Origin of the sequence: Micromonospora sp. NPDC000207, assembly GCF_040300925.1 — a bacterium.
In the GTDB taxonomy this organism is placed as follows: domain Bacteria; phylum Actinomycetota; class Actinomycetes; order Mycobacteriales; family Micromonosporaceae; genus Micromonospora.
In genome coordinates this window covers 1-11,410 of the sequence record NZ_JBEPEQ010000147.1, presented here as the reverse complement: position 1 = coordinate 11,410, position 11,410 = coordinate 1, and the positions used below count along the sequence as shown (strand labels likewise).

General features: G+C 69.2%; 10 protein-coding genes. 9 read left to right on the top strand and 1 reads right to left on the bottom strand.

Annotated elements, in window-relative coordinates:
* Positions 1–526: 526 nt before the first annotated feature.
* The 9 genes from ABT336_RS24870 (at position 527) to ABT336_RS24830 (ending at position 10,604) form a co-directional block, all read left to right on the top strand.
* Entirely contained in the window at positions 527–1,774 is a 1,248-nt protein-coding gene (locus ABT336_RS24870; protein WP_350899612.1) for a PspC domain-containing protein, read from the top strand.
* A 2-nt stretch (positions 1,775–1,776) separates the two neighbouring features.
* A complete protein-coding gene (locus tag ABT336_RS24865; protein WP_350899608.1) occupies positions 1,777–2,463 on the top strand; it encodes a response regulator in 687 nt (228 codons plus the stop codon).
* 186 nt (positions 2,464–2,649) lie between these two features.
* A complete protein-coding gene (locus ABT336_RS24860) occupies positions 2,650–3,867 on the top strand; it encodes a thioester domain-containing protein (RefSeq protein WP_350899606.1) in 1,218 nt (405 codons plus the stop codon).
* An 845-nt stretch (positions 3,868–4,712) separates the two neighbouring features.
* On the top strand, positions 4,713–6,350 hold the full coding sequence (locus ABT336_RS24855) for a peptide ABC transporter substrate-binding protein (RefSeq protein ID WP_350899604.1): 1,638 nt from the start codon (positions 4,713–4,715) through the stop codon (positions 6,348–6,350).
* 145 nt (positions 6,351–6,495) lie between these two features.
* Positions 6,496–7,422 (top strand): ABC transporter permease, encoded by a 927-nt coding sequence (locus ABT336_RS24850; RefSeq protein WP_350899602.1) that lies wholly within the window; start codon positions 6,496–6,498, stop codon positions 7,420–7,422.
* Entirely contained in the window at positions 7,415–7,570 is a 156-nt protein-coding gene (locus ABT336_RS24845) for a hypothetical protein (RefSeq protein WP_350899600.1), read from the top strand. The genes ABT336_RS24850 and ABT336_RS24845 overlap by 8 nt, the downstream gene beginning before the upstream one ends.
* Complete coding sequence (locus tag ABT336_RS24840; RefSeq protein ID WP_350899598.1) at positions 7,567–8,550, top strand: ABC transporter permease; 984 nt, start codon at positions 7,567–7,569, stop codon at positions 8,548–8,550. The genes ABT336_RS24845 and ABT336_RS24840 overlap by 4 nt, the downstream gene beginning before the upstream one ends.
* Before the next feature lie 25 nt (positions 8,551–8,575).
* Positions 8,576–9,598 (top strand): ABC transporter ATP-binding protein, encoded by a 1,023-nt coding sequence (locus ABT336_RS24835; protein ID WP_350899610.1) that lies wholly within the window; start codon positions 8,576–8,578, stop codon positions 9,596–9,598.
* Positions 9,591–10,604: an ABC transporter ATP-binding protein gene (locus tag ABT336_RS24830; RefSeq protein WP_350899596.1), complete on the top strand. Its 1,014-nt coding sequence runs from the start codon at positions 9,591–9,593 to the stop codon at positions 10,602–10,604. The genes ABT336_RS24835 and ABT336_RS24830 overlap by 8 nt, the downstream gene beginning before the upstream one ends.
* A gap of 144 nt (positions 10,605–10,748) precedes the next feature.
* Here the strand turns inward: ABT336_RS24830 and ABT336_RS24825 are convergent, their stop codons facing one another.
* Positions 10,749–11,105: a chorismate mutase gene (locus tag ABT336_RS24825; protein WP_350899594.1), complete on the bottom strand. Its 357-nt coding sequence runs from the start codon at positions 11,103–11,105 to the stop codon at positions 10,749–10,751.
* Positions 11,106–11,410 lie beyond the last annotated feature (305 nt).

Genomic DNA, 11,410 nt, shown 5'->3' with positions numbered 1-11,410 from the left:
CCCTCACGATGTGACTCGTGTTCAGACGTGTTCTCATCCGTTCACCCGGTGGGACCGGGTGGCGGCGGACCGGCATTGCCAGGCGGGGGCCCGGTGGGACCGGGTGGCGGCGGACCGGCATTGCCAGGCGGGGGCCCGGTGGGACCGGGTGGCGGCGGCGGACCGGCGCTGCCCGGCGGCGGACCGGCAGCACCGGGTGGCGGGGGACCGGGGTACCCGGTGGGGCCGGGCTCGGACGGGGTGCCCGCCTGCGGCGGCGCGACAGGGGATCCGGTGTCCGGCTCCGGCCCGGCCGACGCCGACCCGGGACGCAACGACGGCGCAGCTTCCTCGGTCATACTCCCGATCCTGCTCCGCGACGGCGCGAAGCACCTCCGGGACCGGACCCTGAGCCCACCCTGAGAAGAGGACCGGACAATGTCCGGGGCGTCCCCGTGGTCGACCCGGCTGACGACGTGTGACGATCGACAGGTCGGCCCCGTTCCCGACCGGCACCCGCCCGTCCCGCCCTGACCAGGGAGTTCCGATCAACGTCGTCAGCCAGCCACCCCGCCTCTACCGGGCACCGGAGCGCCGGTTGGCCGCCGGTGTGGCGGCCGGCATCGCCGATCATCTCGGTCTCCCGGTGGTCCGGGTACGGATCGCGTTCATGATCCTGCTCGGGCTCAACGGGTTCGGTCTCCTGCTGTACGCGGCGTTCTGGGCGGTGGTCCCGGTGCGGCCGGGCGACACCGCCGTACCGCCCCGGCGGGGGTTCGGTCAGTTGCTGCCGTTCGTGGTGATCGGCCTCGGTGTCCTGCTCCTGCAGATGATGGTCTTCAACTCGGTCGGGGCGGCCGGCACCGCCGGTTGGCTGGTGGCGATCATCGCCGTCGGGGCCGGGGTGATCTGGCACCAGTCCGCACCGGAGCGCCGGTGGGAGTGGGGCGAGGCGATACCGGTGCCGTGGCTCAACGCCGTGGTGGAGGAGAGCGACCGTCGGGCGTTCGTGCTCCGGTTCATCGGCGGAGGGCTGCTGGTAGCGGTCGGGATCATCGGGGTGGCGGCTGTCTACTCGCCCGCCCAGAACTTCGAGGCGGTGCTCAACGGGGTCATCTTCGCCCTGGTCGGGCTCGCCGGGGTCGGGGTGGTCGCCGCCCCGATGCTGTGGCGGACGTTCAACCAGCTCCGCTCCGAGCGGGAAGGGCGGATCCGGGAGCAGGAGCGGGCCGAACTCGCGGCGATGATTCACGACCAGGTGCTGCACACCCTGGCGCTGATCCAACGCAACGCGGCCGACACGACCACCGTCCAGCGGCTGGCCCGGGGGCAGGAGCGCTCCCTGCGCAGTTGGCTGTACAAGCCCACCGCCTCTCCCCACGAGCGGTTCGCCGCCGCCCTGGAGGAGGCCGCCGCCGAGGTCGAGGACACCTTCGCGATCACGGTGGAGGTGGTGGTGGTCGGGGACCGGGAGACCGACGAACGGGTCTCCGCGCTGGTGGCGGCGGCCCGGGAGGCGATGGTCAACGCGGCCCGCCACGCCGGCGTACGGACCGTCTCCCTGTACGCCGAGGTGGAACCCGAGCAGGCCAGCGCCTTCGTCCGGGACCGGGGTGCCGGGTTCGACCTGGATACCGTGGAGAATCACCGGCACGGGGTCCGGGGCTCGATCGTCGGGCGGATGAAGCGTCACGGCGGTCGGGCGGAGATCCGTACCGCTCCGGGAGAAGGAACCGAGGTCCGGCTGATCATGCCGATCGCCAAGGACTCGTCGACGGTGGAGAGGGACAGTTGACCATGGACCAGCAGCCGATGGAACCGGTCGAGCCGGCGAACGCCCGGGGTGGGCGACTGCGCGTGTTCCTGGTCGACGACCACGCGATGTTCCGGGCCGGGGTCCGGGCCGAACTGGGCGCCCACGTGGAGGTGGTCGGCGAGGCGAGCACCGTCGCCGAGGCGGTCGGCCGGATCCCGGTGACGGCACCGGACGTGGTCCTGCTCGACGTCCACATGCCCGACGGCGGGGGGCGGGCGGTGTTGGAGACGTTGCGGCGTACCCACCCGCAGGTGCGGTTCCTCGCGCTGAGCGTGTCGGACGCGGCGGAGGACGTCATCGGGCTGATCCGGGCCGGTGCCCGGGGGTACGTCACGAAGACCATCGCACCCGACGAGTTGGCGGCGGCGATCCGCCGGGTGGCCGACGGCGACGCGGTGTTCAGCCCCCGGTTGGCCGGATTCGTACTCGACGCATTCGCGTCCCGGTCGGATACCCCCGTCACCGATCCGGAACTGGATCAGCTCACCAACCGTGAGCGTGAGGTGCTCCGGTTGTTGGCGCGCGGGTACGCGTACAAGGAAATCGCCAAGGAACTCTTCATCTCCATCAAGACCGTGGAGACGCACGTCTCCAACGTGCTGCGGAAACTTCAGATGTCGAATCGCTACGAGCTGTCACGGTGGGCCGCCGACCGTCGACTGGTCTGACATTTTCCCGGCACCAATCAGGGCAAAGGTCGAATTCCTCTCCCAGCGGGGCTGACAACCGTACGATCCTCGGCTGATAATGCCCCGTCACGTTTCTCGGACACGGGTGTTCCCATCCCCGCGAGAACGCCTGACTTCCGGTCACCCGCCCGACGGGTCACCCCTGGGGAAGAGGTACGCGATCTGATGTTCGGACAACGAGGACGGCGCTGGGTCCGGCTCGCGGTGGCGGGCGTGGTCGGCAGCGCGCTCGCGCTCGGGGTGGCCGGTCCCGCCGCCGCCGAGGGGCCGGTCACCGGCCGGGCGACGGAGAAGCCGGGGACGGAGGTCGTGCTCCAGCTCAACAGCCGACCGGAGCGCACCTCCGCGTTGGAGCTGGAGATCGAGGGCAGGAAGGTGCCGGTCTTCTGCATCGACTTCCACACCCCGGTCGCGCTGAACGGGGACTACCAGGAGGGCACCTGGGACGAGTCCCAGGTGAAGAACCTCGCCAAGGTGCAGTGGGTGCTCACCCACGGGTATCCGAACGTCGACGGCGACGCGCTGCTCGCGGCGGCCGGTGCCGAGGTCCCGGAGACCGGTTTCCGTAAGGAGACCGTGTTGTACTTCGGCACCCAGACCGCGATCTGGCACTTCAGTGACAACGTCCGGCTTGCCGACCGGGCCAACCGTCCGAATCTCACCAGGCCCGTCGAGTACCGGGCGATCAAGAAGCTGTACGACTACCTGATCGCCAACGCCACCGACGCGCCGGAGCCGAAGGCCGAGCTGAGCGTCGACCCCCGGGTCGCCGAGGTGACCGTCGGCGAGAAGGCGGGCCCGTTCACGGTGCGGGGCCCCGCCGGTGAGATCGCGCTGCGGGTGGAGTACGGCAGCGCTGTCGACGCCGAGGGACAGCCGGTCACGACGACCACCAACGAGGGGCGGTTCTGGCTGAACCGGGACGGCATCGGAAAGGTGACGGTGACCCTCACCGCCGAGGACTCGGTCTCCTTCGGCCGGGTGTTCCTCTTCGCCGGTGGAAAGAACCGTTACCAGAAGCTGATCCTCGGCGGCAGCACCGGTTCGCAGGTGACCGCCGAGGCCGGCGCGATCTTCACCCCCGCCCCCGATCCGACGCCGTCCTCGCCGACCCCGAGCGAGTCTCCGCAGTCCCCGTCGCCGTCCCCCTCCGCGTCGCCGTCGGAGTCGACGACGACCCCGCCGGTGGAGAGCCCGGAGCCCTCCTCCTCCACCCCGCAGGAGAGCCCGGCCCCGTCGACCTCCCCGGTCAGCGGCGGCGGGAACCTCCCGCTCACCGGTTCGCCGATCGCGGCGGCCGCCAGCGTCGGAGTCCTGCTGCTCGCAGTTGGTGCGATCACCGTGCTGGTGATCCGCCGCCGGAAGCTCCGCTTCACCGCCTGACGGGTGAGGTGGCCCGGCCACCCCCTGCATCCGGCCCCGGCCCCGGCACCGCACCGCGCGGTGCCGGGGCCGGACCCTTTCCACGACCCTGGCGGGGCCGGGGCCGGACTCTTTCCACGGCCCTGGCGGGGCCTGGTGGCGTCGGCGACCGGCCCCGCCCGCCGTCCACCGGGCGGCCTCCCCCGCCGACCGGTACGTCCCACGCATCGGTGGTGGTCCCTGACCTGGTGACGGGGCCCACGTTGTTGGCAGGATGTCCGGTGACCCGGGACCACCGTTCGGTGCGCGGACGGTCACCGCCCGGCGCGGGTGCGATGGCTTGTCGGCGCGACAAACATCGTCCGTACGGTTGAACTTCGAGTCGGTCGACCCCGATTACCGTTGGCGACGCCTGTGGAGCCGGTGTGACCCGGAGGGGGTGGAAGGTGCCCGCCGAAGGCCCGTTCTGACCGAGTTTTGCCAGCTCAGGATGCTGGATCTGGGGTATTTCATGATCTTTTTTCAAGTATCGACGACGTGGCGGCCAACTAACGTCTTGATAACGGCGCCTTCACGGAACCCGTCGGTAGGTGTCACAGTTGCAGCACCTCGCCCCCTTGCGTGAGGCGCCCTGCCTGACCTGCCGGCCGCGGACGCTGCTGATCGAAGCGCTTCGTGGCCTGCTGTTCTGTGCGGCGTCCCGTGCGACGGGGTCGGTGGCCCGGCGGATCGGTGCATCAGGGGGTGCCCCGATTTCCAGCGGTGATCCGGCGCTCGGTGTGGTAATGGGCCCGCCGGACGCCAATCACCCCCACACGTGCGTGAAACCCACGCGGAACCAGGTGAGAAAGAGGAGGCCCCTCGTAATGAGAGTCTCGAAGCGGGCGAGCAGCGTCGTCGCGGTGGGCGCGGCGTTCGCGCTCGTCGCGTCCGGCTGCTCGAGCGACAGCGACAGCGGCGAAGGCGGTAACAGCGCCGACGGCGCGATCACCATCCACGGCGTCCAGCCGGAGAACCCGCTGGTTCCGGCGAACACCACCGAGACCGGTGGCGGCAAGGTCATCGACTGGATGTGGACCGGCCTGGTCGAGTACCCCAACGACGGCAGCGCCCCCCGGAACGCCGTGGCGGAGTCGATCGAGACCACCGACTCCAAGGTCTTCACCGTCAAGATCAAGCAGGACACCAAGTTCCACGACGGGACCGTCGTGAAGGCGAAGAACTTCGTCGACGCCTGGAACTGGGCCGCGTACTCGCCGAACGGCGCGCAGAACAGCAGCTTCTTCGCCGACATCCAGGGCTTCACCGACGTGAACAAGCCCGACCCGGACGAGGACGGCCCGCAGGAGGCCCCCGAGCCGACCACTGACAAGATGTCCGGCCTGAAGGTCGTCGACGACTGGACCTTCGAGGTCACCCTCAACGCGCCGACCGCCGTCTGGCCGACCAAGCTCGGCTACAGCGCCTACAGCCCGCTGCCGGACGCGTTCTTCACCCAGAAGCCCGAGGAGTTCGGACGCAGCCCGATCGGTAACGGTCCGGTCAAGTTCGTCTCCTGGGAGGACGACGTCCTCATCAAGCTGACGCGCTTCGACGACTACAACCTGCGCGACAAGATGAAGATCAAGGACGTCGACGTCAAGCTGTACCAGGACGAGTCGGCCGCCTACGCCGACCTGGTCTCGGGCAACCTCGACTGGGTCGAGCAGGTCCCGGTCTCCGCGCTGGCGGGCGACAGCTGGAAGAACGACCTCGGCGAGCGGGCGATCAGCACCACCACCCCGATCACCGGCATCATCGCCTTCCCGCTCTACGACGAGCGCTTCCAGGACGTCAAGCTCCGCAAGGCGGTCTCGCTCTCGATCAACCGGCAGGAGGTCGTCGACAAGATCTTCTTCGGTACCCGGAAGCCGGCCACCAGCTGGGCCAACCCGCTCGCCCCGGGCACCGTGGACGGCAACTGCACCGTCTGCACGTACAACCCGGACGAGGCCAAGAAGCTGTTCGCCGAGGCCGGTGGCTTCGAGGGCGAGATGGTCTTCTACTACAACGCCGACTCCAGCCACAAGGAGTGGATGGAGGCCGTCGCCCAGCAGGTGAAGACCACCCTGGGGATCGAGGCCCGCGCCGAGGGCATGCCGACCTTCGCGGTCTTCCGTCAGGCGATCAACGCCGGCAAGATGACGGGTCCGTACCGCGCCGCGTGGCAGCAGGACTACCCGGACGTGGAGAACTGGATCAACCCGCTGTACGTGACCGGTGGTTCGTCCAACGACGGTGGCTACACCAACCCGCAGGTGGACGCGCTGGCCAAGGATGCGGGTGGCCAGGCTGACCTGAACGCCTCGCACGCCAAGTTCGCCGAGGCCGTGAAGCTGATCGACCAGGACGTCCCGAGCCTGCCGATCTACTACTACGCCAACCAGGCCGGACACTCCGAGAAGATCAAGAAGCTCGAGGTGACGGCGGTCGGCGAGCTCGACATCACCAGCGTCGAGCTCTGATCCGAGGCGGTAAAAGCCCCGGGCCGGGCTCACACACCCGTGAGTCCGGCCCGGGGCCGTTCCGCGCGGAGCACCACCGCGGCACCGCGCGTAGTCACCACCGTGTCGGGCATACCCGACACCCCCCTGTCTGGGAGGACCACCCATGGGCCGTTACCTGTTGAGGCGGTTGCTTCAACTAGTGCCCGTCTTCATCGGGACGACGTTCCTGATCTACTGGCTCGTCTGGGCGGTGCCCGGTGACCCGTTCGCCGGCAAGTGTGGCGAGCGGCGCTGTCCGGAGCAGTACGTCGCCTTCATGACCGAGAAGTACCAGCTCGACCAGCCGCTGCTGGTGCAGTACGCGAACTACATGCGCAACCTGCTCCAGGGCGACTTCGGAGAGACGTTCGGCGGCAGGTCGGTCAACGACATCATCGTCGCGGCGTACCCGAACACGCTGAAGCTGGCGCTCGTCGCCCTGGCCATCGAGGCGATCATCGGCCTCACCGCCGGCGTGCTGACCGGTCTGCGGCGCAACGGCTTCCTGGACAACCTGGTCCTGGTCTCCACGATGTTCCTGATCGCTCTGCCGATCTTCGTCATCGGTTTCGTCCTGCAGTGGCTGCTCGGCGTGCAGTGGGGCATCGTCCGACCGACGGTCTCCAGCAGCATGCCACTGAGCGAACTACTCCTACCCGGGTTCGTGCTCGGTAGCGCCTCCATGGCGTACATCGCCCGGCTGGCCCGGACCAGCATCGCGGAGAACCGCCGGGCCGACTACGTCCGGACCGCCATCGCCAAGGGGCTGCCGATGCGCCGGGTGGTCGGCGTGCACCTGCTGCGCAACTCCCTCATCCCGGTGGTCACCCTGCTCGGCACCGACCTCGGCGCCCTGATGGGAGGCGCGATCGTCACCGAGGGCATCTTCGGGATCAACGGCATCGGCCAGGTCGTCTACCGGTCGATCACCACAAAGGAGAGCGCTACCGTGGTCTCCATCGTGGTGGTCCTGGTGCTCATCTACCTGTTGATGAACCTGTTGGTCGACCTGCTCTACGCCGCCCTGGACCCGAGGATCCGCTATGAGTGAGCGCAACCACGTGGCACCCGGTACCGCAGCGCGCCGCACCGCCCCGACCGGGGTCGACGGCGGCGAGGTGGCGGGTCCGACCGAGCGCAGTGAGCACACCGGTGTCGTCGGCGTCCGCGCCGACCTGGTCAGCGTGGTGACGGCATGAGCGACCCGACCCCCGCATCGATCGTCTCCACACCTCCGTCGCACCAGCCGACGGAGGCCGGATCCGGCGCGCCCACGAACGCCGGGCTGCCGGAGAACGCCCGCAAGGAGAAGCCGCGCGGCCTGCTCGGGGACGCCTGGCTCGACCTGCGCCGCAAGCCGCTGTTCTGGATCTCCGCCGCCCTGATCCTGGTCTTCCTGCTGATGGCGGCGTTCCCCTGGTTGTTCACCTCGAAGGACGCGGTGAACGGGGCGTTGAGCAACAGCCAGGTGAAGCCCTCCGCCGACGCCTGGTTCGGCTACGACGTGCAGGGACGGGACGTCTACGCCCGGGTGATCTACGGTGCCCGTGCCTCGATCATCGTGGCGCTGACCGCCGTGGCAGGCACCCTGCTCTTCGGCGGGATGATGGGGGTCATCGCCGGTTACGTCGGCGGGTGGGTGGACGCCCTGCTCTCCCGGATCGCCGACGTCTTCTTCGGGCTGCCGTTCGTGCTCGGTGCGATCGTCATCCTGACCACCTTCAACGGTGTCGGGTCCAACAACAACGAGTGGCAGATCATGGGGTTGGTGACCCTCTCCCTCATGGTCCTGAGCTGGCCGGTCTCCATGCGGCTGATGCGCTCCTCGGTGTTGGCCACCAAGGAGGCCGACTACATCGTGGCGGCGCGGGCGCTCGGGGCGAGCACCTCCCGGATCATCTTCAAGCACCTGCTGCCGAACTGTCTGGCGCCGTTGCTTGTCTACGGGACGATCCTGGTCGGTTCCTTCATCGGCGCCGAGGCGACCCTGTCCTTCCTCGGTGTCGGTCTGCGGAGCCCGGTCGTCTCCTGGGGAATCATGATCAGTGAGGCGCAGAACTACATCCGCGTCTCGCCGTACCTGCTCTTCTTCCCCGCCGGGTTCCTCGTCATGGCCGTCCTGAGCTTCGTGATGCTCGGCGAGGCGGTCCGCGAGGCCCTCGATCCGAAACTCCGCTAGGGGAGATCCAGTGTCCGACATTCTCGTGTCCGAGCAGTCCACGCCGGGGGCCGGCGACCGCCCGTCGGGGCGTCTCCTGGAGGTCGAGGACCTTCGGGTGGAGTTCCGTACCCGGGACGGGATCGCCAAGGTCATCAACGGGGTGACCTACCACGTCGACGCGGGGGAGACCCTCGCCGTGCTCGGCGAGTCCGGCTCCGGCAAGAGCGTCACCGCGCAGACCGTCATGGGCATCCTCGACACGCCCCCCGGGTTCGTCACCGGCGGCGAGGTCCGCTTCCACGGCAAGGACATGCTCGCGATGTCCTTCGAGGAGCGCCGCAAGCTCCGCGGCGAGGGCATCGCGATGATCTTCCAGGACGCGCTCTCCGCGCTGAACCCGGTCTTCACCGTCGGGTTCCAGATCGCCGAGCAGTTCCGGTTCCGGCGGGGGATGAGCCGCCGCGACGCCAAGAAGCGCGCCATCGAGATGCTCGACCAGGTCAAGATCCCCAACGCCAAGAGTCGGTTCAACCAGTACCCACACCAGTTCTCCGGCGGCATGCGCCAGCGGGCCATGATCGCGATGTCGCTGGCGCTGGACCCTGAGGTGCTGATCGCCGACGAGCCGACCACCGCGTTGGACGTGACGGTGCAGGCCCAGATCATGGACCTGCTCGCCGAACTCCAGCGGGAACGGCAGATGGGGATGATCCTGATCACCCACGACCTCGGGGTGGTCGCCGACGTGGCGGACCGGATCGCGGTCATGTACGCCGGCCGGATCGTCGAGGAAGCCGACGTGTACGACCTGTACGCCAAGCCGGCGCACCCGTACACCCTGGGGTTGCTCGACTCGATCCCCCGGATGGACGAGAAGGGGCAGGAACTCCGGACGATCAAGGGCCTGCCGCCGAACCTGATGGCGATCCCGCCGGGCTGTCCGTTCAATCCGCGCTGCCCGATGGCCCAGCCGGTCTGCCGGGAGGAACTCCCGCCGTTGCTGCAGATCGCCCCGGGCCGGGCCAGCGCATGCCACTTCGCCGAGGAGTTGGTGAACCGTGACTGAGAACATTCTCGAAATCCGGGATCTGGTCAAGCACTATCCGGTGACCCGGGGGGTGGTCTTCAAGAAGACCATCGGTCAGGTCAAGGCCGTAGACGGTGTCTCGTTCGAGCTCAAGGCCGGGGAGACCCTGGGCCTGGTCGGCGAGTCGGGCTGCGGCAAGTCCACGCTGGCCCGGGTCCTGATGAACCTGGAGCGGCCCACCTCCGGCAGCGTCCTCTACAAGGGCCAGGACATCTCCAAGCTCTCCGGACCGGCGCTGCGTCGCCTGCGCCGCCAGATCCAACTGGTGATGCAGGACCCGTACACCTCGCTGAACCCCCGGATGACCGTCGGTGACCTGATCGGGGAGCCGTTCGAGATCCACTCCGACGTGGCACCCAAGGGCAGCCGGCGGGACAAGGTACGGGAACTGCTGGACCTGGTCGGCCTGAACCCGGAGCACATCAACAGGTACCCGCACCAGTTCTCCGGCGGTCAGCGGCAGCGCATCGGCATCGCCCGGGCTCTGGCCCTGCGGCCCGAGGTCATCGTCTGCGACGAGCCGGTCTCCGCCCTGGACGTGTCGATCCAGGCCCAGGTGATGAACCTGCTGGAGAAGCTGCAGGGCGAGCTCGGCCTGTCGTACGTCTTCATCGCCCACGACCTGTCCGTGGTGCGTCACCTCTCCGACCGGGTGGCGGTGATGTACCTCGGCAAGATCGTGGAGATCGGGACCGAGGACGAGATCTACGAGCGGCCGACCCACCCGTACACCCAGGCGCTGCTCTCCGCGGTGCCGGTGCCCGACCCGACCTTGCGGTCGAGCAAGGCGATCATCCGGCTGACCGGGGACGTCCCCTCGCCGATCAGCCCGCCCTCGGGCTGCCGGTTCCGGACCCGGTGCTGGAAGGCGCAGGACGTCTGCGCCGAGCAGGTTCCCCTACTACAGGTGCGGGACGGGTCGGATCACCCGAGCGCCTGCCACTTCGCCGAGAAGCGCGAGATCGTCGCCACCCACGAGGCCTGAGCGGCGACCGAGCGAGGCCTGAGCGGCGACCGAGCGAGGCCTGAGCGGCGACCGAGCGAGGCCTGAGCGGCGACCGAGCCGCCGTCCGCTGTCACCCGTGACGCCGGACGGCGGCTCTTCTGCCGTGTCGGGTCGGGGCCGGGGTCAGAGCGGGCCCCGCCCGGCGCGCAGCAGCAGGAGGGCCACCTGAGCGCCGTCGGCACCGAGTTCACGCCGGAACCGCTCCAGGATCTCCCGCTCCCGGGACAGCACCAGCCGGGTTCCGCCGGAGGCCATCCGGGTGGCGCCGACCTGCTGGGAGAGCCCGGCCCGCTCCTGCCACAGCTCGATGAGGGCCTTGTCGATCTCGTCGATCCGTTCCCGGATCGCGGTGATCCGCGCGGCGGCCTCCGGCTCGTCGGTGCCGGTCGTGGGACGGTCCGGCGTCGGCTCGGCCCCCGCCGCGTCCCCGGCCTCCGGACCTGCCGCGCCACCGTTCTGCTCCATCACGTCTGTCATCATCGTCTTACCCCTTGGATGTCGGGACCGGGTGCCAGGATCCCGGAACGAAAAGCCCCGGGCTCCTGGGGAGCCCGGGGCTTTCGTAGGTCTGATCGATCAGGCGCGACCCACGGCTGCCGGACTCCCGGTGCCGTAGTAAAAGTAGTCACGCTGACGGAACACGCCGTCGAGTATGCAACCCGTCCGGCGTCCCGCGCAACCCGCCACCCACCTGGGTCTGCGTCCGTGCCGCCTCGCCGCCGGGCACCGGGCCGTCGCTGCGGAGGGCACCGTGCCGCCTCGCCGCCGGGCACCGTGCCGCCTCC

Coding starts and splice junctions, on each gene's coding strand:
- ABT336_RS24855 (WP_350899604.1), top strand. CDS start 4,713: ATGAGAGTCTCGAAGCGGGCGAGCAGCGTCGTCGCGGTGGGCGCGGCG.
- ABT336_RS24850 (WP_350899602.1), top strand. CDS start 6,496: ATGGGCCGTTACCTGTTGAGGCGGTTGCTTCAACTAGTGCCCGTCTTC.
- ABT336_RS24860 (WP_350899606.1), top strand. CDS start 2,650: ATGTTCGGACAACGAGGACGGCGCTGGGTCCGGCTCGCGGTGGCGGGC.
- ABT336_RS24840 (WP_350899598.1), top strand. CDS start 7,567: ATGAGCGACCCGACCCCCGCATCGATCGTCTCCACACCTCCGTCGCAC.
- ABT336_RS24865 (WP_350899608.1), top strand. CDS start 1,777: ATGGACCAGCAGCCGATGGAACCGGTCGAGCCGGCGAACGCCCGGGGT.
- ABT336_RS24825 (WP_350899594.1), bottom strand. CDS start 11,105: ATGATGACAGACGTGATGGAGCAGAACGGTGGCGCGGCAGGTCCGGAG.
- ABT336_RS24845 (WP_350899600.1), top strand. CDS start 7,415: ATGAGTGAGCGCAACCACGTGGCACCCGGTACCGCAGCGCGCCGCACC.